Genomic DNA, 19,393 nt, shown 5'->3' on the forward strand with positions numbered 1-19,393 from the left:
GGGATAGTTCCGGCCCGATCCGAACACCGGGACCGGGCAGGCCGTGATCGTCGACCGCGGCCTGCCCGGACCCTCAGCTCGCGGTGACCTTCGCGTCGGCGTCGGTGTCCGCGAACTGGGTGCGGTACAGCTCCTCGTACCGTCCGCCTGCGGCGAGCAGCTCGTTGTGGGTGCCGCGCTCGAGGACCCGGCCTTCCTCGATGACCAGGATCTGGTCCGCGGCCCGGATGGTGGACAGCCGGTGCGCGATCACCACCGAGGTTCGGCCGGCCAGGGCCTCGCCGAGTGCTGCCTGCACCGCTGCCTCCGAGGTGGAGTCCAGGTGCGCGGTGGCCTCATCGAGGATCACCACCCGCGGGTGCGCGAGCAGCAGGCGGGCGATGGTCAGTCGCTGACGCTCGCCGCCGGAGAGGCGGTATCCCCGCTCACCGACGACGGTGTCCAGCCCGTCGGGCAGGGCCGCGATCAGTTCGGTCAGGCGGGCCCGGCCGAGCACCTCCCACAGCTCCTCCTCTGTCGCCCCCGGCCGGGCCAGGAGCAGATTCGCCCGGATCGACTCGTGGAACAGGTGCCCGTCCTGGGTGACCATCCCGACCGCGCCGCGGATCGACGCCGCTGAGAGCTCCCGCACGTCCACCCCCGACAGCCGGACGGCGCCGGAGTCGGCGTCGTAGAGCCGGGGCACGAGCTGCGCGATGGTCGACTTGCCCGCGCCGGACGAGCCGACCAGCGCGACCATCTGGCCCGGCTCCACGCGGAACGACAGCTCGTGCAGGACCTCGACACCGCCGCGGTTGTCGAGCTGCGCGACCTCCTCGAGCGAGGCCAGCGACACCTTGTCCGCGGACGGGTACGCGAAGCGCACCTTGTCGAACTCCACCGACACCGGCCCGTCCGGCACAGGAAGCGGGTTCGGCTTCTCGGCGATCAGCGGCTCGAGGTCGAGCACCTCGAAGACCCGCTCGAAGCTGACCAGCGCGCTCATCACCTCGACCCGTGCGCTCGCGAGGGCGGTCAGCGGGGCGTACAGCCTGGTCAGCAGCAACGCAAGGGCCACAACCGAACCCGCGTCGAGCTGACCCTTGAGTGCGTAGAAGCCGCCGAGTCCGTAGACGAGCGCGAGGGCCAGGGCGGAGACGAGGGTCAGTGCGGTGACGAAGGCGGACTGCACCATCGCGGTTCGCACCCCGATGTCGCGCACCCGGCCCGCGCGGGTGGCGAACTCGGCGGACTCCTCGGCGGGACGGCCGAACAGCTTGACCAGTGTTGCGCCGGGAGCGGAGAACCGCTCCGTCATCTGTGTGCTCATGGTCGCGTTGTGGTTCGCGGCCTCGCGCTGCAGGTGCGCCATCCGGGATCCGATCCGGCGGGCGGGCAACACGAAGACCGGCAGCAACAGCAGCGAGAGCACGGTGATCTGCCAGGAGATGCTGAGCATCACGACGAGGGTCAGGGTGAGGGTCACCAGGTTCGCGACGACGCCGGAGAGGGTGTCGCTGAACGCCCGCTGGGCACCGATGACGTCGTTGTTGAGACGGCTGACCAGCGCCCCGGTCCTGGTGCGGGTGAAGAACGCGATCGGCATCTTCTGCACGTGGTCGAAGACCGCGGTGCGCAGGTCGAGGATCAGGCCCTCGCCGATGCTGGCGGACAGGAAGCGGTTGTACAGCGCGAGGCCCGCCTCGACGATCGCGATCAGCGCGATCAACACCGCGAGCTCGATCACGACGCTGGTGTCGGAGCCGTTGACGATGCCGTCGACCACGCGACCCGCCAGCACCGGGGTGGCGACGGCGAGGGCGGCCGTGACGACGCTGATCAGCAGGAACTTGGCGAGCTTGCGGTGGTGCGGCTTGGCGAAGCCGAGGATTCGACGGACCGTCGCCATCGAGAAGGGCCGCTTCTCGTCGTGGGAGTTCATCATGCGGTACATCGAGCTCCACGCGACGGATTCCATGCTCATGGTGGACCTCTCGGGTTGGTTTGTGACCGGTGCAACGCTACGGAGGGGGTCCGACATACCCGGATTTCCCGCCCGTCTGCACCGACCGTAAAACCTCGAGTGAACTTGAGGTCAAGCCGGTGTGCCGGTCACAGCCGAGGGTCCTCAGGGGCAGTGCGCGGGCGCGTCCTGGGAGAAGGGTTCGTCGTCGGGGAGCAGATACGTCACGAGCAGGACCACCGGCTCCGTTCCCAGGTTCAGTCCGACGTGGTCCCCGCCGGGGTCCTCGGTGACCCACGAGCCGGCGGGGGAGGACTGGCGGGAGCAGTCGGCGAACACGCGGGTCAGCGTGCCTGCGGCGACGATCCCCTGGACGTGGCCGTTGTGGTGGTGCCACCCCGTGCTGCCGCCGGGGGCGATCACGATCCGGCGCAGGGTGCCCTCCACCTCGCCGGGGACCGGCGGGTGCCCTGGCGGCGGCGGGGGAGCAACGACGGGTTGAGTTCGAGCTCGGCGAGGTCCTCCGCGGTCACGCCCGACGGCGGCGTGGCCAGTGCGGGAGCGCCGACACTCACCGCGCACAGTGTGGCGAGGGCGGCGGGTACGGCCAGTCGGGCGAACTTGGTCACGGCAGTCATGTCCGGATCCGTTCGGTTCGGAGAACCGGGGCGGCGGCGGGGCGGGATTGCCCGCGGCACGGCTCTCGCCTGTATCGATGGTCCCGCAGTCCGGCTGATTCCGCGACGGAACGGGCAGGTCGATGGTCCAGGCGTGCTGGAGGAACTCGTCGCATCTGGAACAGGTTCTAGCTAGGATTCGTCCATGCGCACCAGTCGAGTTCTCGCCCTGTCAGTCGCCGGAATCGCCACTGCGGTGGCCGTCGCGGTGATCGCGGCCGGGCCCGCGACCGCCGGTCCGGCCGTGTCGGCGGACCCAGCGCGGGTCGACACCGAGCGCGAGGCGGTGGCCAGGGCCTACATCGACGCGCTGATCTCGCACGATGCGTCCGCCGTGAAGTTCGCCCCCGACGCGACCCGGGTCGAGGCCGGGCTCAAGACCGGCTTCAACGGCCCGCAGATGACCAGGGATCTCGAGCACGGCCCGCAGTATCGGGTGATCCGCGGCATCAGGGATCTGCGGATGTCCGAGTCCGGCGACGTCGTCACCACCACGTACCTGCTGGACGCCGGCGTCGGCGATGTGCGCCTGATGACCGTCGAGATCACCGAGACCTTCGAGGTCCCGGACGGAACCATCCATGCCATCGTCGCGCACATCAAGCCGAAGTCGCTCTTCTGAGCGGACCGCAGGTCGGCTGATGGGCCCGTCCGGCCGGACTCAGCCCTTGCTGATCAGCTGCGAGGCGAGGGCGGTGCCCGCGGCCACCGCGCCAACAGACGGCCACGCGCCGATCTTCTTCGCCAGCGGATGCGAGGCGCCGAACGCGCCGAGGTAGGTGGCGAGCAGCGCGGCGCCCCGCGCGGGCCCCGAGCCCCGTACCCAGTTGGTGGTGCACACGGCGCCGACCGCGGCCAGCACGGCGCCGCCGAGCGGGCGGTTGCCGGTCTGCTGGGCGACGGCGAATCCGCCGACGAGTCCTCCTGCGGCGAGCGCGGATACGGCGGTCTTGGGCAGTGCCATCGGTGATGCTCCTCGGGTCGACGTCAACTCATCACCAAGGTAGCCGCTGTCCTGTCGCGGCCCATCGTGTCAACTCTGCTTGACACCTTCGGGTTGTCAATTTAGATTGACAAACATGACCGAAGCAACGGATCTGGCGGCCGCGGCGGGCAGCCCCGACCCCAAGGTGGGCCTGCGGGCGGTGCTCGCACTGCGCAGGCTCCTCGAGCGACTGGAGACAATTCAGGTCCAGAACGCCCGCAGGCAGGGCTGGTCCTGGCAGGCCATCGCCGACTCGCTCGAGGTCAGCAGGCAGGCAGTTCACCAGAAGCACAACAGGAAGGGCAGGTAGCGGGATGTTCGAACGGTTCACGACCGAGGCGCGCACCGCGGTGATCGGGGCGCAGGCGGAGGCCAAGGCGCTCAAGGCGCCGCAGATCGGCACCGAGCACCTGCTGCTCGGAGTGGTCGCTGCGGCGGCAGGCACACCGCTGGGGTGCACGCTCGACGACGCCGGACTCACTCTCGAGGCGACGCGTGCCGCGGCAGCCGAGGCGCGAGGCGGCCAGGCGCTCGGCGCGGAGGACGCCGAGGCACTCAGGTCGATCGGCATCGATCTCGATGCGGTGCGGGAGAGCCTCGACGCCGGCTTCGGTGAGAACGCCCTCGATCGTGCGGAACCGGGCGAGCGGCGCGGCTGGTTCGGCCGGCTGGTCGGCGGTCACGTCCCGTTCACGGCGGCGTCGAAGAAGGCCCTCGAGCTCTCGCTCAGGGAAGCCCTGGCGCGCAAGGACGACCGCATCGGTGCCGAACACATTCTGCTCGGCATTCTCCGCGGCGACGACGCGGGTGCCCGCGACGTGATGGCGGCGCAGGTCGACCCGGGCGAACTGCGCAGGAAGATTCTCGAACTGCTGGACCGCGCGGCCTAGGGCCCTGGGGGCGCCCTGCCCGGTCAGAAGCTGCCTGCCGCCTCGACCGGCTCCAGGACCTCGATCTTCGGTGGGCCCTGGACGCCCGCAGCCGCCGTGACCCGGGCGACCTTGTCGTTACCGTCGAAGAATCGCTGGAAGCCCTCCGCGCTGTCCCACTCGTCGACCACGACCAGTCCGCCCGAGTTCGCCGCGAACCGGTGATGTCGGGCACCGAGTCCCTTCGCGTCGCCGCTGATCTCGTCGAGCAAGGCGGCGTTGTCGGCGAGTGACTGCTTGGCCGCAGACACATCCGCGACGTCGAAGTGCAGGATGACGACCACGCTCATGATGGCTCCTCGTGCCCCCGGCGTTGCGCCGCCCGGGTCGTCCGCGTGCGCGAACCCGGCCGGGGCCCTCCCTCAGTCAGTATCGCGCCGGTCCGGCCGCGGCGGAAGTGTCGATCCCACGATGCGCCGCATGGTCACCCGGGGCCAGGCGTCGAGGCCGTGTTCCGCCTCACGCCTGCGGATGGACCTCAGCCCGGGCGTCAGCTCGTCGGCGGGCACCACCAGGAACCCCAGCCGCTCGTAGTACGGGGCATTCCAGGGCACCTCGGTGAATGTGGTGAGGGTCAGCCAGGGGAGGTCTCGCTCGGCGGCCCAGCGTTCGACCTCGTCGATCAGCGCCGCCCCCAACCGCCGCCCGGCGTGGGTGGGGTCGACGGACACCTGCTCGACGTGGGCGGAGCCGTCGACCACAAGGGCGAGCGCATAACCGATCGGGGTGTCGTCGTCCGTCGTCGCGACCCAGGCGCGGCCCTCGCGCTGATACTCGGCCAACTCGCTCACCGCGGGCGGGGCGTCGTCGGCCACCGCGTCCATCCCGACGGAGCGGAACGGAACGCCCGCGGCGATCTCGATGGCGGGCAGGTGGACGAGGTCTGTGGCGGTGGCCGAACGGATCACCCGTCCTTTCTAGCCGCTTGGCCGCCGCCGCGCCGCCCGCTTCTCTCCGGTGTGCCAGCATGCACGCATGACTTTGCTGATTCGTCTGGCGATCAACGCGATCGCGATCTGGCTGGCCTCCTCCTGGGTGACCGGCATCGACATCGCCACCTCCGACGGGGGACGGGCAACGACATCCTGGTGATCCTGTTCATCGCGTTCGTGTTCACCGTCATCAATGCCTTCATCAAGCCGCTGGTGCAGCTGCTGTCGCTGCCCCTGTTGATCCTCACCCTCGGCCTGTTCACCCTGGTGATCAATGCGCTGATGCTCATGCTCACCTCGTGGATCACCGAGACGACCGAGTTCGGCATCTCCGTGGACGGGTTCTGGACGGCGGTCTGGGGCGCCCTGATCATCTCGATCGTGAACTTCGTGCTCACCGCGGTGGTGCCCTCGGCGAAACGCTGAGGCAGCCGAAGCCGATACGAACAGGACAGGCGTCAGGCGACGGTCGTGCGTCAACCCGGGAGGCCCCGTGAACTTTCGACAGTTGGCAGTGTCGGCCGCGGTGGGGGTGACGGCGCTCGCACTGGGCGCGGGCCCGGCGGCGGCAGCGGATTCCGGCAGCGCGGGTAGCGCCGGCAGTGCGGGGATCGGGGACCTGCGGGTCAGCGTCGGCTACGGCTGCCGCACGACGGGCACCGGCCCCGCGGACTGGCGCACCTCCGCGCACGTCTTCACGACGGTCACCAATGTCGGGTCGGCGCCGGTGCGCGGGGTCGGGACCTCGGTGTGGATTCCGTTGACGTACTCGGTGACGAACCATGCCGCCGAGATCGCGCCGGGCCAGACGGTGGTCTACGACAACGACACGTTCTCCACCGCGCTCATCCTCAACCCCGTGGGCGCGACTGCGTTCGGAGTCGGGTTGGACGCGAACCCGTTCGACAACCTGTACGCCGGGGCCGCGCCGTTCGTCTGCTCGGCGCTCTAGCGCGCCCCTCGGCTCAGATCAGCCAAGGCCGAGCGCCAGCGCGGTGGTCGCGCCCCAGACCAGCATCGCCAGCCCGGTCCCGGCCAGCGCCGGGATCAGGGCCAGGCCCTGCCCGCCGGAGCGCACGGGGGCATTGGCCTTGACCGCCAACGGAAGTGCGAGCAGTCCCACCAGCGCCCACGGGGTGCGGGCCACCAGGGCCAGGGTCATCACGAACGGCACCACCAGCAGTGCCAGGTGCAGGGTGCGGGTGCCCCGGTCGCCGAGCCGCACCGCGAGGGTGCGCTTGCCGGACTCGGTGTCGGTCGGGATGTCGCGCAGGTTGTTCGCCACCAGCACCGCGCTCGAGAACGACCCGACCGCGACGGCCGAGACCGCGCCCGCCCAGTCGATCCGCTCCGCCTGGACGAACTGGGTGCCGAGCACGGCGATCAGCCCGAAGAAGACGAATACCGCGACCTCGCCGAACCCGCTGTACCCGTAAGGATTCCTGCCTCCGGTGTAATACCAGGCGCCTGCGATACACAGCGCGCCGACCAGGATCAACCACCAGGCCGAAGTCAGTGCGAGCACCACCCCGACCACCCCGGCGAGCGCGAAACAGGCGAAGGCCGCTCGTTTCACGGCGGCGGGCGAGGCCAGCTTCGAGCCGACCAGTCGCAGCGGCCCGACCCGGACGTCATCGGTGCCGCGGATTCCGTCGGAGTAGTCATTGGCGTAGTTCACCCCGACGATGAGCGCCACCGAGACCACCAAGGCCAGCACGGCCTTCCACCACACCGCGCCGTCGAGGGAGGCCGCGGCGCCGGTACCGACCAGCACCGGGGCGATCGCGTTCGGCAGGGTGCGCGGTCGGGCACCCTCGATCCACTGCGAGACAGAAGCCATGAGGCGATCCTTGCACCTACCCACATTCCGCACGCGGACCGCCGCTCCGATTAGCATTGTCGCCGGTGCAACCCGATACGAGCGACTCCGCAGTGACCGCTGATCCCCGGCCACTGATTGTCGTGTCCCTTTTGGGTGATATCTCGACGCGCCGGGGCGGTGAGCTGGTGCCGTTGCCGGGGGCAAGGGCGCGCAGCCTGCTGGTGGCGTTGGCCTGCAGGCCCGGCCGCAGCCGCAGCGCCCAGGCCCTGATCGAGGACGTGTGGGGAGACACCCCGCCGCGTTCGCCGATCAATGCGCTGCACACCCAGATCTCGCGGTTGCGTGGGGCACTGCCCGAGGGAGCGATCGAGATGGGACCAGCCGGGTATCGGCTCGACCTCACCCGTGCGCAGGTCGACCTCACGCTCGCCCGGATGTGGGAGCAACAGGCACAGCAGCTGATCTCCGAAGGTGATCCGCGCCGGGCCATCGACACGATCCGCCGGGCCAAGGCGCTGTGGCGCGGCGAACCCGGCGCGGACCTGCCTGCGGGCGAGCTCGCGCGGGAGCTGGTCGACGAGGGGCTGGCGCGACTGGCCGCGTTGGATGCGGTCGAGGTCGTCGCGCTCATCGAGGGGGTGAACTGGGTGGCGCGCTTCCGCTGGCAGAGAAGATGGCAGCGCGCGCACCGCTCGACGAGCGCGCGCACGAACAGCTGATGGTGGTGCTGAACGGACTCGGCCGCGCGAACGACGCGCTGGAGGTGTTCGCCGGACTCCGCGGCAGGCTCGCGGACCGACTCGGCACCGACCCCTCGCCTCGGCTGGTGCGGCTCAATGCCGCTGTGCTGAGCGGGGAACTGCCGGTACGTGCGCTCCCGGCGGACGCGGCGCCGGAGCCCGCCCGCACCGCGCCCCGGCCTGCCCTGATGGCGGTCGGCCTGCGCGCGGCGCCGAACGCGCTGCTGGGACGCGAGGCGGACCTGGACGCGATCGAGGACCTGCTGGCGACCTCTCGGGTGGTGACGGTGCTCGGTCCCGGTGGAACCGGTAAGACCCGAGTCGCGCACGCCCTCGGCGCGCGGGCCGCGGAGCGGGTTCCTGTCGCCCTTGTCGAGCTCGCGTCGCTGCGCAGCGGCGAGGACGTGGTCACGGCCATCAGCGGCACGCTCGGGCTCAGCGAGGCCGAACTCACCCCAGGCGCCGCGTTGAACAGGGCTCGTATCTACGACGCCCGCGATCGGCTCCGGGAGGCGCTGTCGGCCCGGCCGACGCTGTTGATCCTGGACAACTGCGAGCACCTGATCGACGATGTCGCGGAGGTGGTGGCCGACCTGGTGGCGGCCAGCGTGAACCTGACCGTGCTGGCCACCAGCCGGGCCCCGATGGCGATCACAGCCGAGGCCGTGTACCCGTTGCCGCCCCTGCTGATCGACGAGTCCGGTTCGCCCGCAACGGATCTGTTCCGGGCTCGCGCACTTGCCGTGCGTCCGGCGGCCCGGCTCGATCCGGCGGAGGTCGCGCGGCTGTGCCGGACGCTCGATGGACTGCCGCTCGCCATCGAGTTGGCGGCCGCCCGGGTCCGCACGATGAGCGTGGCGGAGATCAACGCCAGGCTCGACGACAGGTTCGCGCTGCTGCGCTCCGGTGACCGGACCTCGCCGGAGCGGCACCGCACCCTGCGGGCGGTGATCGAGTGGAGCTGGAATCTGCTCGAACCGGACCAGCAGGCCGCGCTGCGCCGATTGTGCAGGTTCCCTGCGGGTTTCACCCTCGCCGCGGCCGTCGGGGTGGCGCAGTGGGGCGAGGTGTCCGATATCGCCGATGCCCTCGACGGATTGGTGAACCAGTCGATGCTCTCGGTCGTCGAGGGCGCGGATTCCTCGGCGCTGCGCTACCACATGCTCGAGACGGTGCGGGAATTCGGCGACGGACAGTTGGCGGGCGCGGACGAGTCGGGCGAGGTCGCTGCCCGCACAGTCGCCTGGGCGCAATCGTTCTGTCTGGATGCGGTGCGGGACTTCCTCGATGGCGATCAGGTCGCCACCGCCCTCCGGATCGAGGCCGAGCACGACAACCTGCTCGCCGTGCTGCGCCACACGCTGTCCGTCGGTGACGGGGTGGGCGCATTGACCGTGTTCCCGGTGCTGGGTGTCACGTGGTCCTTCCGCGGTGCCCATTCCGAGGTGATCGCACTCGCACCGCGGGTCCTCGAGATCGACCCGAGGCGGTACCGCCAGGAGTTGCTGTCGGGGAACTGCCTGGCGCTGACCTACCTGGTCATCGTCGGTCACACCGCGTTCGTCGGTGTCAGTCGGGCGCTGGCCGTGACCCGGCTCAGGCTCCGGGCGGTCCTGGCGTCTAGGACGGACATCGACGAGGCGGTGCGGATGAACGCCTCGCTGGTGATCATGCCCGTATCGGGAAAGGGGCTGGCCCGCAAGCTCGCTCGTGCGATCCGGTCCGAGAACCCGTCGGCACGGTCGTCGGCGTACATGGCGCGGGCCAACCTGCGGGAGAACAGCGGCGACCTGTACGGCTCCTGGTCCGACGCCACGGCGGCCAGGGAGATCGCGGAGGCGGGCGGAGACGTCTGGGGTATGGCGATGGTGCTGCAGCACCTCGGCAGCCTGGCCGGGCAGTCCGCGCGATACGGGGAGGCGGTCGGGTACTACCGGCGGGCCGCCGAGCTGCTCTGGGACCTGCACGCGTACGAGGAGAGCACCACGCTGCGCAGCTATATCGGGGCCGCGCTTGTCGGGGCCGGTCGGGTCGAGGAGGCCCGACGGGAACTGGTGGCGGGCGGGTCGGCCGTCGAGGAGGTGGAACTGTCCATCGCGGGGGATCGGTCGACGTTCGGCCTTGGCGATGCCAGACAGAGCGCGGGCGCGATCGCAGCGGCGATGGCGGAGGTGGACCTGGCCGAGGGCTCGGTGGATGCGGGGCTGCGCGGGTACCGGCACGCGCTGGAGTTGGTCGGCTGGGAGAACGCGGGGGTGACCCCCGATCCGTTCGGGTTCATGCTGCTGGCGGCGGTGGTGGCCGCGCACGCGCTTGCGGGTCGCGGCGACGAGATCGCGGACCTGGTGGACACATACGCGGGGATGGTGATGACACACCTCGGTCCGGACGGTTACCCGGATCTTCCGCAGACCGGCGGGGTGGCGTGTGCGGTTGGCAGCTTCGACATCGCGACCGGGCGGGACCCCGAGGGCGGGTTGCGGATGATCGCTCTGTCTACCAGGGTCGCCGCCCGACAGGACTTTCCGTCGATGCAGTCGTCGCGACACCTGGGCATGGCACGACAGGCGCTCGGCGCGGAGCGGGTGGACGCGGAACTGGCACGGGTCGAGCGGATGCCGCGGCGCATCGCGCGTGACGAGATCCTCGTGGCGCTGCGTGACCGTACGGATGGGGAGAGAACGTCCTTGTGAATCGGCTGCCCGCGCCTTGGCGCGGGCAGCCGATGACGGTCAGGCCTTCGACAGCTCGTGTGGTTCGGCTGCGGTGGGGCTCGGCGCCGCGGTGCTCGCACGGCGTGCGGGGATGGCCACCGTAACGGCGGCGGCGACGAGGGCGACCGCGCAGCCGATCAGCAGGCCGGTCCGGAACCCGTTCTCGGTGGGCAGGGTGTAATCCCCGACCTGGACGCTCATCTGGGCGAGCACCACGCCGACGACGGCCGCGGCCATCGAGGTGCCGAGGGAGCGCATGAGGGTGTTGAAGCTGTTGGCCGACGCGGTCTCGGACAGCGGCACCGCCCCCATGATCAGCGCGGGCATCGCCCCGTAGGCGAGCCCGATTCCTGCGCTGCAGATGCAGACCACCACCAGTAGGCCCCAGGTCGAGCCCATCAGCAGCATTGAGGACCCGTAACCCGTGGCGATGACCAGGCTGCCCGCCAGCAGGGTGATCTTCGGTCCGCGGGCAGTGGAGAGCCGGGCGCCGAGGGCGGCGACCAGCATCATCACCAGGCCACCGGGAGCCATCCACAGGCCCATGGCCAGCATCGACTGGCCCAGGCCGAATCCGGTGGACTCGGGCAGCTGCAGCAACTGCGGGATGATCAGCGACTGCGCGTACATCGCGAAGCCGATCACGACGCCGACGATGTTTGTCAGCAGCACCTGCCGCCGAGCGGTCACCCGAAGGTCGACCAGCGGGTCCACGGTGCGCAGCTCCCACCAGCCCCAGGCGAGCAGCACAAGGACGGCGGCGACGATGAGGCCAACGGTGGTGCCGCTGGTCCAGCCCCAGACGGCGCCCTTGGAGACGGCGGAGAGCAGGCACACCAGGCCGACGCCCAGCCCGAGTGCGCCGAGCAGGTCGAAGCGGCCGCCCGCGCCCAGCACAGGGGTGCCCGGCACGAACCGCCAGATCGCCACCGCGACCAGGACACTCAGGGCGGTGGCGCCCCAGAACAGTGCGCGCCAGCTGGTGCCCTCGGCCACGGCAGCGGCGAGCGGCAGGCCCACCGCGCCGCCGATTCCCATGGACGCGCTCATCAGGGCGATCGAGGAGTTCAGGCGCGCGGGCGGCACCAGATCCCGGAGGGCACTGATACCAAGCGGGATCATGCCCATCCCGATGCCCTGCAGGGCCCGTCCGGCGATCATCGGCAGCACGGACGACGCCACAGCGCAGAGCATCGAGCCGGCGATCAGTGGTACCGAGCAGACCAGCAGCATGCGGCGCTTGCCGTACAGGTCCCCGAGTCGTCCGGTGACCGGGGTCGCGACCGCTCCGGCCAGCAGCGTCGCGGTGATCACCCAGGAGGCGTTGGACGCGGTCGTGTCGAGCAGGCGCGGCAGGTCCCCGATCAGGGGGACGACCAGTGTCTGCATGAGCGCGGCGACGATGCCGGTGAAGGCAAGCACCCCGACCAGGCCATTCGGGTTGACGGTGGGGCTCGGACCTGACACGGACAATCTCCTCGATTTCACGGAAGCACTGGATGTGCTCGATACACAGAGAATGCACAATACACATCAATTGCATAATGCAAATCCCCTGCATCGTGGATGCGATGGGTATCGTGCAACCGAGGCGACTCCCGCTCTGGAAGCCCGGACCGGCGGGCGACACGGGGATCGACGGAAGGCCGCATGGACAAGCCCACGCACTTGATCGAATTCGAGACGATGCTGCTCGGGCGGCATCTCAATCTGCACAACCCGCGGCCCCGGCGCGACGAGTATCAGCTCGACCGCAGCGCGTACACCCTGCTCAGCCGGATCAGCATGGGCGGACCGATGTCCATCGGGGAGTTCAGCGATGCCTTCGGGCTCAATGCCTCGACGCTGCACCGCCAGACCTCCGCCATGTTGAATTCCGGGCTCGTCGAACGCATCCCGGACCCCGATGGCGGCATGGCCCGCAAATTCGCCATCACCGCCGAGGGGGAGCGTCGCCTCGAGGCGGAACGGTCCTACAACGTCCGCGCGCTGGGGAGCGTGATGGCCGACTGGGCGCCGGAGGACGTGGAGGCGTTCGCCGGGTGGCTCAAGCGATTCAACACCGACATCGAGCGACTTGCCGGGCGGCCGTGGCCGCGCCCGGGGAACTCGGGAACTGCCGAGGCGAGCGATTCGGAGTAGCCGCGACACGAAAGATCCGTACCCCGAACGGGATACGGATCTCTCGGGTGGAAACGCCGTGGCTAGGTCTTGCGCATGTAGGTTCGGACGGTCAGCGGCGCCATCACCGCGACGATGATCGCGGCACCGAGCAGTGCCCACACGACCTGGATGCCGAAGTGGCCGTCATTGGCCAGATCGCGCACCGCGGTCACCAGGTGCGAGACCGGGTTCACGTTCACGAAGGCCTGCATCCAGCCGGGCATGGTGTGGGAGGGCACGAACGCGTTGGACATGAAGGTCAGCGGGAACAGGATGAGCATCGAGATGCCCTGGACCGACGAGGCCTTGTTCATCAGCACGCCCATCAGCGCGAAGATCCAGCTGATGGCGAACGCGCACACCATCACCAGCAGTCCGGCCGTGACGACGCCGATCACGCCGCCGCCCGGTCGGTAGCCCATCGCCAGGCCCATGGCGAAGGTGATGGTGGTGGCGATGAAGTAGCGGACCATGTCCGAGAGCAGCGCGCCCGCGAGCGGCGAGATGCGGGCGATGGGAAGGGATTTGAATCTGTCGAACACGCCCTTGTCCATGTCCTCGCGCAGCTGGGTGCCGGTCACGATCGAGGCCGTGATGACGGTCTGCACGAGGATGCCGGGAATGATGATCGGCAGGTAGGACTTGACGTCGCCGGAGATGGCGCCGCCGAAGATGTAGGTGAACATCACCGTGAAGATCAGCGGCTGGATGACCACGTCGAACAGCTGCTCGGGATTGTGCTTGAGCTTGATCAGGCCGCGGTGGGCCATGGTGATCGACTGTGCGACGGTCTCGCTCAGGCTGATCGACCGAGCCGCGGGCGGAGGCCCGGGATGGGTGCTCCTGGTGTCGGGCGCGAGGGTGGCGGTGGTCATGCGACGCTCCGTTCGGTGTCGGACTCGGCTGCGGCGGAATCGGATTCGTCGGTTCCGTGGCCGGTGATGGTGAGGAAGACCTCGTCGAGGCTGGGCTTGCTGACCGTGATCTCGTCGACCGCGATCCCGTGCTCGCGCAGCCGGATCAACAGTTCGGGGGTGACCGACGGATCGGTCAGCGGGGCGGTGAGCCTGCCCGCCTCCGGGGTGATCGCGACCTCGACGCCGAGCGACTCGGCGAGCAGCGATCGGGTCTGCTCGACGCGCGTCTTGTCGACGAGCTTGAGCTGCAGCGCGGACATTCCGACCGAGGCCTTGAGTTCGTCGGCGGTGCCGTCGGCGATGACCTTGCCGCGGTCGATGACCGCGATCCGGTCGGCCAGTTGGTCGGCCTCATCGAGGTACTGGGTGGTGAGCAGGACGGTGGAGCCCTCCGCGACGAGCTGGCGGATGGTCTCCCACATCTGGGCGCGGGTGCGCGGGTCGAGGCCGGTGGTGGGCTCGTCGAGGAACAGCAGCGGTGGGTGCGCGATCAGGCTGGCGGCCAGGTCGAGGCGCCTGCGCATGCCGCCGGAGAAGTTCTTCAGTGGCTTGGTTGCGGCCTCGACGAGGTCGAACTCCTCCAGCAGTTCGGCGGACTTGCGGCGGGCGTCCGATCGGGACAGGCCGAGCAGCCTGGAGAAGATCATCAGGTTCTCGGTGGCGGTGAGGTCCTCGTCGACGGACGCGTACTGGCCGGTGACCCCGACCAGGGAGCGGACGGCGGTGGGTTCGCGCACCACATCGTGGCCGAAGATCCGGGCCTCCCCACCGTCGGGTCGGAGCAGGGTGGCGAGCATCCGGACGGTGGTGGTCTTGCCCGCGCCGTTGGGGCCGAGCACGCCGTAGACGGAACCGGTCGGGACGGTGAGGCTGACGCCGTCGACGGCCGTGGCGTCGCCGAATCGCTTGACCAACCCAACCGCTTCGATGGCGGGGGGAACCGAGAGGTTCATGCGGTGTCCTTTCGTGGAATTCGAATGACACAACAGTGCGGGGCCGCCCTTGCACGGGTCTTGCGTCACGCATGCGGGGACTGTCGCGGCGCGACCAATGGAGGCTGTCGCGGTGTGAGGCCGGTGACTCAACCCTGGTCACGACCTGGTGTGCACGGTCCTCATCGGGATCGCATCACGCCGAACGGGAGCGCTATCCCGTCGCGCGGCCGGTGAACCGCTCGGCCAGTGCCCGACGGTCCACCTTGCCGGGTCCGCGCAGCGGCAGCGCAGGCATCAGGTGCAATTCGCGGGGCGCCGCGGTCGGGTCCACTGTCCGCTCGACGTGGGCGCGCAGATCCTCGAGAGTGGGTGCGGTGCCCGCGACAGGCACGACCGCCGCCACCACGCGCTGGCCGAGCCGCGCGTCGGGTACCCCGAACACCGCGCATTCGGCCACCGCGCGATGGGTGGACAGGGCCGCCTCCACCACCTGCGGGACGACCGTCAGCCCGCCCGTGGAGATCGCCTCGTCCAGTCGGCCCGTGATCGACAGCACGCCGTCCGACAGCAGGCCCGCATCGTCGGTGCGGAACCAGCCCGGTTCCGCGAACGCCGGATGGTCGGGCAGCCCGCGATACCCCGAGGCCAACACCGGTCCGCCCAACAGCACGCGGGAGTCCTCGATTCGCACCCGTACCCCGTCGAGCGGTACCCCGTCGTACACGCAGCCACCGCAGGTCTCGCTCATCCCGTAGGTACGAACAACCGTGATGCCCGCGGTGCGTGCCCGTTCGAGCACCGGCGCCGGGGTCGCGGCACCACCGAGCAGCACCGCGTCGAGTTCGGCCAGCGCGGCAGTGGCCGCCTGATGCTCGAGCGCCTTGATCAACTGGGTCGGCACCAGCGAGGTGTAGCGGCGCGGCCCGGTCATAGCCGCGATCGCGCCCGGCAGCATGGCGGGCTCGAAACCCGTTGCGACGTCGACTATCACGGGCTCGGTGCCGGCGAGCAGGCCGCGCAACAGCACCTGGATCCCCGCGATGTGGTGTGCGGGAAGTGCCAGCAGCCACGACCCAGGACCGCCGAGGCGGGCATGGGTGGCTTCGCCGCTGGCGCGGAGCGCAGCGGCGGTGAGCAGGGCCCCCTTAGGGGTCCCGGTGGTCCCCGAAGTCGCGACGACCAGAGCGGTTGATCCGTCGATCGGCTCACCCGGGCGCAGGGCATCGGTCAGGCGCCGGATCTCGCGGTCGTCGCCTGCGGGCACGGGGAGCAGCGCCGGGCCGTCGCCCCCGAGCGCGCGTTCGAGCCGGGGGAGTGCCTCGCGGGTGGCCGGGCCGGATCGGATGGGTAGGACCTCGAGCGTGCCGGTCACCGACTCAGTCCTCGGAGCACTCATGCTGCACGGACGCCACGTCGACCCGGTCGAGCATGGTCCGCAGCGACGCGAGCTCGCGCTCGGAGAAGGCGGCAAACAGTTCGCGTTCGGCCTCGTTCAGCGCGGAGTCGACCTTCAGGAGCGCCGCCGTGCCCGCCTCGGTGATCTCCACGATGTGTCGCCGCCGGTCGGCGGGATCGCGGCGGCGCTCGGCCAGGCCATCGCTCTCCAGTTCGTTGAGGATCGCGACGAGTTGGCTGGGGTCGACCTCGAGCATGTCGGCGAGCGCTCGCTGGCTCACCGGGCCGGTGCCGAGGTGCATCAGGGTCATCGCGTGGCGCGGGTGCAGTCCGGTTACCCCGAGGGCGCCGCGAATCCGGGCGCTGGTGGCCTCGCCGCGCCAGGCGAGGAGGAACCCGAGGCGGTCGGTGGGGGTGCCGTCGACCCGTTCTGCAGCCATTCAGTCACCGTATCAGCACCTCCATTTTGGAGAGTCATCAATCATTGTTACTCTTCAACGATCTTTGCACGTTGATCATTGGAGGTTCTCATGTTCATCGCCTATGCCGTCATCGCTGTGGTCCTTGCCCTGGCCCTCAGTACCTCGGCGTTTCTCACCTTCACCCGCAACGAGAAGCTGGTCGGGGGCTTCGCGGAACTCGGCGTCCCCGATGCCTGGTTGCCGCGTCTCGCCCTCGCCAAGGCCGCGGGCGCCGCCGGGTTGTTGATCGGGCTCGTGGTGCCGGTGATCGGCGTGGCGGCGGCGATCGGGGTCGCCCTGTACTTCCTCGGCGCCGTCGTCGCGCACGTGCGCGCCCACGACTATGCGGTCGCGCCCGCGGTCGTGCTGGGGCTGGCGGCAGTCGCCGCGGTGGCGCTCCGGATCGCCTCTGCGTGAGGCGCGATCCTCGGTCGAGCGAGTGTGTCGGACCCCGGCGGTAGAATTCGAACATGAGTTCGATCGATGGGGTCGGGGCTGCGGGGCAGGTGCAGGAACACCTGTCCACGATCGCCGACGCCGTCGAGGGACTGTGCGACAGCGATCTGACCGGGCTCTCCGACGCCGAGCTGACCGACACCATGCGCCGGCTGGAGAAAACGCTGCGCCGGGCCTCGGCGATCGGCCACAACCTGATCGTCGAAACCGTCGAACGTTCCCTACCCGGCACGCTCGGCCACAAGTCCGTCAACAAGCTGCTCATCGCCGTGCTGCGAATCTCGGCCGCCGACGCCTCCGCGCGGGTCACCGCAGCAAAATCGCTGGGCACCTGGCATGCGCTCTCCGGCGAGCAATTGCCCGCGGACCTGCCCGAAACCGCTGCCGCGCAACGCGACGGCGACATCGGCGCCGACCACGCCCGCGCGATACGCGAGGTCATCCGCAAGATCCCGCACGCCGTCAGCAGCTCCGACGTCACCGCCGCGGAGGAGATCCTCGCGGAACTGGCGCGCTCGGCAACACCAGAGGACGTCGAGAAGGCCGGACACAACCTGCTCGCGCACCTGAACCCCGACGGCGACCTCACAGACGAGAAGGATCGCAAGCGTCTGCGGGGGATCCGGTTGGGTCGCCAGGACCAGAACTTGATGACCCCGATCTCCGGACACCTCGACCCCGAAACCCGCGCATTGCTCGACCCGATCGCCCCCAAGCACTTCGTGCAGGGAGGTGCCCCTCGCCAAGTGGGCGCGACCGGGCGTGAACAACCCCGACGACCCCGAATCGCCCACCGGCGCCGCCGAACACCCAAACCTCGACCACGACGCACTCGCCGCGGCCGCGGGCCGCGACACCCGCACCGCCGCACAACGCAACCACGACGCAGTCAAGGAAGCACTACGCGCCCTCCTCGGTTCCGGCATCCTCGGGTCGCACCGCGGCCTTCCGGTGACGACGATCCTGACGATGACAATCGATCAACTCGAACAAGGGACGGGTGTGGTCACCACCGCGTCCGGGGGGATCGTCCCGATCAAGGACGCCCTCAGGCTCGCCGAACGGTCACATCCGGTACTCGTGCTCTTCGACCGCAACGGCCGACCACTACACCTCGGACGCTCGAAACGCCTCGCCACCGCCGACCAACGTCTCGCGATGGGGGCACCTCCCTGCACGAAGTGCTTGGGGGAATTGCCGCCGACGGCGGCTGCACCCGGCCCGGCTGCGACGCCCCCGCCACGATGACCGCCGTCCACCACATCCACGACTGGTCCAAGAGCGGCACCACCGACATTGGCGTCCTCACCCTCGGATGCGACGGCTGCCACGCCCTCATCCACGACGGACCCGGCGGCTGGCAAACCACCACCGCACCCAAGGGCGCCGAAAACCCCGGACGAACCCAATGGATCCCACCACCGCACATCGACCCCGAGCAGAAACCCCGCATCAACCACCGCCACCACCCGAAAGAACTCCTCGACCGAGCCCTACGAAAAGCCAACGCCCGCAGGGGGACCGGCATGCGCAGGCGGAATGAGTCATGGCCGCGGAGAGATGCCAGCGGCGAAGGGCCGGCCGCAGACGGTTTCCCGTAGCGGCCGGCCGCGACCAAACCGAGCGGGCCTCTCAGGTCGTCACGCCGAGAGCGGAGTTCGTGCGAGGCGGTCGTGAAGCGCCCGCACCATTTCCGACGCCACCACGGCGTACCCACTCATCGTGAAATGGATCTGATCCGCGCTCATCAGATCCGGCCGCAGGCGGAGCGGGTGCTCCCACAGGTCGATGAGGACCGCGTCATAGCGAGCGGCCAGGGCGCGGGTGACGTCGTTGAGATGGGCGATGCGATCGCGCATGGGCCGAAGCCGCTTGTCGAGGAAGACGTCGGCCAGCGCGAGCGTGGAAATCTGTGCGCCGGACCGGTGTATCGCCGCGAACGCGGTCTCGAGGTTGCGGGCCATCGCGTCGAGGTCGGCGTCCGGCAGCCACAGGTCGTTGCCGCCGAAGGTGATGTGCACCAGGTCTGGGTCGAAGTCGAGCACCGTCTGCAGTTGCTCGTCGAGGACCTGCGCGCTGGTCGCGCCCATTCGCCCGGTGTTGAGGTAGGACACGTCCGGTCGCGCCGACCGCAGTCCCGCCGCGACGCGGTCCGCCCAGGCGGCGGTCTCGTAGCCGGGGCTGGGATCGCCGATGCCCTTCGCTATCGAGTCGCCCATGACCGCGAACCGCGACCAGGGAGCATCGGTCAGCAGGGCGCGGATCTCGCCGGCGTCGAGGCACGTCGGATCAGTCGCCTCGGTTCGGATGATGTTGTGGCTCATC

23 protein-coding genes and 2 pseudogenes are annotated in these 19,393 nt (G+C 69.7%); 12 read left to right on the plus strand and 13 right to left on the minus strand.

The window, feature by feature from the left end:
- Positions 1–73 precede the first annotated feature (73 nt).
- The 3 genes from BTZ20_RS05630 to BTZ20_RS27745 all read right to left on the minus strand — a co-directional run bounded on the left by BTZ20_RS05630 (position 74) and on the right by BTZ20_RS27745 (position 2,580).
- On the minus strand, positions 74–1,963 hold the full coding sequence (locus BTZ20_RS05630) for an ABC transporter ATP-binding protein (protein WP_077040699.1): 1,890 nt from the start codon (positions 1,961–1,963) through the stop codon (positions 74–76).
- Positions 1,964–2,107: 144 nt separating this feature from the next.
- A complete protein-coding gene (locus BTZ20_RS27740) occupies positions 2,108–2,389 on the minus strand; it encodes a cupin domain-containing protein (RefSeq protein ID WP_223263647.1) in 282 nt (93 codons plus the stop codon).
- Positions 2,362–2,580 carry a hypothetical protein gene (locus BTZ20_RS27745; RefSeq protein WP_223263648.1) on the minus strand — a complete coding sequence of 73 codons (219 nt, stop codon included), beginning with the start codon at positions 2,578–2,580 and terminating at the stop codon, positions 2,362–2,364. The genes BTZ20_RS27740 and BTZ20_RS27745 overlap by 28 nt, the downstream gene beginning before the upstream one ends.
- 184 nt (positions 2,581–2,764) lie before the next feature.
- On the opposite strand from BTZ20_RS27745, the gene BTZ20_RS05640 reads away from it, so the two are divergent.
- Entirely contained in the window at positions 2,765–3,241 is a 477-nt protein-coding gene (locus BTZ20_RS05640; protein ID WP_077040700.1) for a hypothetical protein, read from the plus strand.
- 39 nt (positions 3,242–3,280) lie between these two features.
- Here the strand turns inward: BTZ20_RS05640 and BTZ20_RS05645 are convergent, their stop codons facing one another.
- On the minus strand, positions 3,281–3,583 hold the full coding sequence (locus BTZ20_RS05645; RefSeq protein ID WP_077040701.1) for a hypothetical protein: 303 nt from the start codon (positions 3,581–3,583) through the stop codon (positions 3,281–3,283).
- A gap of 115 nt (positions 3,584–3,698) precedes the next feature.
- Here BTZ20_RS05645 and BTZ20_RS05650 point away from each other — a divergent pair, with 115 nt between their 5' ends.
- Positions 3,699–3,914 (plus strand): hypothetical protein, encoded by a 216-nt coding sequence (locus BTZ20_RS05650; RefSeq protein ID WP_027500706.1) that lies wholly within the window; start codon positions 3,699–3,701, stop codon positions 3,912–3,914.
- Positions 3,915–3,918: 4 nt separating this feature from the next.
- Positions 3,919–4,494: a Clp protease N-terminal domain-containing protein gene (locus BTZ20_RS05655; RefSeq protein ID WP_077040702.1), complete on the plus strand. Its 576-nt coding sequence runs from the start codon at positions 3,919–3,921 to the stop codon at positions 4,492–4,494.
- 23 nt (positions 4,495–4,517) lie between these two features.
- Here BTZ20_RS05655 and BTZ20_RS05660 read toward each other — a convergent pair whose 3' ends face one another.
- Positions 4,518–4,823, minus strand: coding sequence for a hypothetical protein (locus BTZ20_RS05660; RefSeq protein WP_077040703.1), 306 nt, complete (start codon positions 4,821–4,823; stop codon positions 4,518–4,520).
- Between the two features lie 72 nt (positions 4,824–4,895).
- On the minus strand, positions 4,896–5,441 hold the full coding sequence (locus BTZ20_RS05665; protein ID WP_077040704.1) for a GNAT family N-acetyltransferase: 546 nt from the start codon (positions 5,439–5,441) through the stop codon (positions 4,896–4,898).
- Between the two features lie 67 nt (positions 5,442–5,508).
- Here BTZ20_RS05665 and BTZ20_RS05670 point away from each other — a divergent pair.
- Positions 5,509–5,891 (plus strand): annotated as a pseudogene (locus BTZ20_RS05670) (phage holin family protein).
- A gap of 67 nt (positions 5,892–5,958) precedes the next feature.
- On the plus strand, positions 5,959–6,417 hold the full coding sequence (locus BTZ20_RS05675; RefSeq protein WP_145982221.1) for a hypothetical protein: 459 nt from the start codon (positions 5,959–5,961) through the stop codon (positions 6,415–6,417).
- An 18-nt stretch (positions 6,418–6,435) separates the two neighbouring features.
- On the opposite strand, the gene BTZ20_RS05680 is transcribed toward BTZ20_RS05675, so the two are convergent.
- Entirely contained in the window at positions 6,436–7,305 is an 870-nt protein-coding gene (locus tag BTZ20_RS05680) for a 1,4-dihydroxy-2-naphthoate polyprenyltransferase (protein ID WP_077040706.1), read from the minus strand.
- Between the two features lie 122 nt (positions 7,306–7,427).
- Here BTZ20_RS05680 and BTZ20_RS27750 point away from each other — a divergent pair, with 122 nt between their 5' ends.
- Positions 7,428–8,006 (plus strand): winged helix-turn-helix domain-containing protein, encoded by a 579-nt coding sequence (locus BTZ20_RS27750; RefSeq protein ID WP_262982545.1) that lies wholly within the window; start codon positions 7,428–7,430, stop codon positions 8,004–8,006.
- Positions 7,961–10,720: an ATP-binding protein gene (locus tag BTZ20_RS05685; RefSeq protein WP_262982546.1), complete on the plus strand. Its 2,760-nt coding sequence runs from the start codon at positions 7,961–7,963 to the stop codon at positions 10,718–10,720. Before BTZ20_RS27750 ends, BTZ20_RS05685 begins: the two co-directional genes overlap by 46 nt.
- Positions 10,721–10,759: 39 nt before the next feature.
- On the opposite strand, the gene BTZ20_RS05690 is transcribed toward BTZ20_RS05685, so the two are convergent.
- Positions 10,760–12,208 (minus strand): MFS transporter, encoded by a 1,449-nt coding sequence (locus BTZ20_RS05690; RefSeq protein WP_077040707.1) that lies wholly within the window; start codon positions 12,206–12,208, stop codon positions 10,760–10,762.
- 183 nt (positions 12,209–12,391) lie between these two features.
- Here BTZ20_RS05690 and BTZ20_RS05695 point away from each other — a divergent pair, with 183 nt between their 5' ends.
- Complete coding sequence (locus tag BTZ20_RS05695) at positions 12,392–12,883, plus strand: MarR family winged helix-turn-helix transcriptional regulator (RefSeq protein WP_077040708.1); 492 nt, start codon at positions 12,392–12,394, stop codon at positions 12,881–12,883.
- Positions 12,884–12,945: 62 nt separating this feature from the next.
- On the opposite strand, the gene BTZ20_RS05700 is transcribed toward BTZ20_RS05695, so the two are convergent.
- The 4 genes from BTZ20_RS05700 to BTZ20_RS05715 form a co-directional block, all read right to left on the minus strand.
- Positions 12,946–13,779, minus strand: coding sequence for an ABC transporter permease (locus tag BTZ20_RS05700; RefSeq protein ID WP_077040709.1), 834 nt, complete (start codon positions 13,777–13,779; stop codon positions 12,946–12,948).
- Positions 13,776–14,774 carry an ATP-binding cassette domain-containing protein gene (locus BTZ20_RS05705; protein ID WP_077040710.1) on the minus strand — a complete coding sequence of 333 codons (999 nt, stop codon included), beginning with the start codon at positions 14,772–14,774 and terminating at the stop codon, positions 13,776–13,778. The genes BTZ20_RS05700 and BTZ20_RS05705 overlap by 4 nt, the downstream gene beginning before the upstream one ends.
- Positions 14,775–14,967: 193 nt before the next feature.
- A complete protein-coding gene (menE, locus tag BTZ20_RS05710) occupies positions 14,968–16,128 on the minus strand; it encodes an o-succinylbenzoate--CoA ligase (RefSeq protein WP_411269106.1) in 1,161 nt (386 codons plus the stop codon).
- A gap of 4 nt (positions 16,129–16,132) precedes the next feature.
- Positions 16,133–16,591, minus strand: a complete 459-nt coding sequence (locus tag BTZ20_RS05715) for a MarR family winged helix-turn-helix transcriptional regulator (RefSeq protein WP_077040712.1) — start codon at positions 16,589–16,591, stop codon at positions 16,133–16,135.
- A gap of 90 nt (positions 16,592–16,681) precedes the next feature.
- Between BTZ20_RS05715 and BTZ20_RS05720 the strand changes: the two genes are divergently transcribed.
- The 4 genes and pseudogenes from BTZ20_RS05720 (at position 16,682) to BTZ20_RS27755 (ending at position 18,669) form a co-directional block, all read left to right on the plus strand.
- Positions 16,682–17,029: a DoxX family protein gene (locus BTZ20_RS05720; RefSeq protein ID WP_077040713.1), complete on the plus strand. Its 348-nt coding sequence runs from the start codon at positions 16,682–16,684 to the stop codon at positions 17,027–17,029.
- A gap of 182 nt (positions 17,030–17,211) precedes the next feature.
- A pseudogene (locus BTZ20_RS28915) lies at positions 17,212–17,763 on the plus strand (DUF222 domain-containing protein); the annotation flags it as partial.
- Between the two features lie 67 nt (positions 17,764–17,830).
- Positions 17,831–18,316: a 13E12 repeat family protein gene (locus tag BTZ20_RS28920; protein WP_262982585.1), complete on the plus strand. Its 486-nt coding sequence runs from the start codon at positions 17,831–17,833 to the stop codon at positions 18,314–18,316.
- A complete protein-coding gene (locus BTZ20_RS27755; protein ID WP_223263649.1) occupies positions 18,250–18,669 on the plus strand; it encodes an HNH endonuclease signature motif containing protein in 420 nt (139 codons plus the stop codon). The genes BTZ20_RS28920 and BTZ20_RS27755 overlap by 67 nt, the downstream gene beginning before the upstream one ends.
- Positions 18,670–18,708: 39 nt before the next feature.
- On the opposite strand, the gene BTZ20_RS05730 is transcribed toward BTZ20_RS27755, so the two are convergent.
- Positions 18,709–19,392, minus strand: coding sequence for an SGNH/GDSL hydrolase family protein (locus BTZ20_RS05730; protein ID WP_077043509.1), 684 nt, complete (start codon positions 19,390–19,392; stop codon positions 18,709–18,711).
- Position 19,393: the final 1 nt, after the last annotated feature.

Origin of the sequence: Rhodococcus sp. MTM3W5.2 (genome assembly GCF_001984015.1) — a bacterium.
GTDB lineage: Bacteria > Actinomycetota > Actinomycetes > Mycobacteriales > Mycobacteriaceae > Rhodococcus_G > Rhodococcus_G oryzae.

Excerpts from the sequence above, each read along its gene's own strand:
- BTZ20_RS05630 (WP_077040699.1), bottom strand. The coding sequence starts at position 1,963 with ATGAGCATGGAATCCGTCGCGTGGAGCTCGATGTACCGCATGATGAAC.
- BTZ20_RS27745 (WP_223263648.1), bottom strand. The coding sequence starts at position 2,580 with ATGACTGCCGTGACCAAGTTCGCCCGACTGGCCGTACCCGCCGCCCTC.
- BTZ20_RS05640 (WP_077040700.1), top strand. The coding sequence starts at position 2,765 with ATGCGCACCAGTCGAGTTCTCGCCCTGTCAGTCGCCGGAATCGCCACT.
- BTZ20_RS05645 (WP_077040701.1), bottom strand. The coding sequence starts at position 3,583 with ATGGCACTGCCCAAGACCGCCGTATCCGCGCTCGCCGCAGGAGGACTC.
- BTZ20_RS05650 (WP_027500706.1), top strand. The coding sequence starts at position 3,699 with ATGACCGAAGCAACGGATCTGGCGGCCGCGGCGGGCAGCCCCGACCCC.
- BTZ20_RS05655 (WP_077040702.1), top strand. The coding sequence starts at position 3,919 with ATGTTCGAACGGTTCACGACCGAGGCGCGCACCGCGGTGATCGGGGCG.
- BTZ20_RS05660 (WP_077040703.1), bottom strand. The coding sequence starts at position 4,823 with ATGAGCGTGGTCGTCATCCTGCACTTCGACGTCGCGGATGTGTCTGCG.
- BTZ20_RS05680 (WP_077040706.1), bottom strand. The coding sequence starts at position 7,305 with ATGGCTTCTGTCTCGCAGTGGATCGAGGGTGCCCGACCGCGCACCCTG.
- BTZ20_RS05685 (WP_262982546.1), top strand. The coding sequence starts at position 7,961 with ATGGCAGCGCGCGCACCGCTCGACGAGCGCGCGCACGAACAGCTGATG.
- BTZ20_RS05695 (WP_077040708.1), top strand. The coding sequence starts at position 12,392 with ATGGACAAGCCCACGCACTTGATCGAATTCGAGACGATGCTGCTCGGG.
- BTZ20_RS05700 (WP_077040709.1), bottom strand. The coding sequence starts at position 13,779 with ATGACCACCGCCACCCTCGCGCCCGACACCAGGAGCACCCATCCCGGG.
- BTZ20_RS05705 (WP_077040710.1), bottom strand. The coding sequence starts at position 14,774 with ATGAACCTCTCGGTTCCCCCCGCCATCGAAGCGGTTGGGTTGGTCAAG.
- BTZ20_RS05715 (WP_077040712.1), bottom strand. The coding sequence starts at position 16,591 with ATGGCTGCAGAACGGGTCGACGGCACCCCCACCGACCGCCTCGGGTTC.
- BTZ20_RS05720 (WP_077040713.1), top strand. The coding sequence starts at position 16,682 with ATGTTCATCGCCTATGCCGTCATCGCTGTGGTCCTTGCCCTGGCCCTC.
- BTZ20_RS05730 (WP_077043509.1), bottom strand. The coding sequence starts at position 19,392 with ATGAGCCACAACATCATCCGAACCGAGGCGACTGATCCGACGTGCCTC.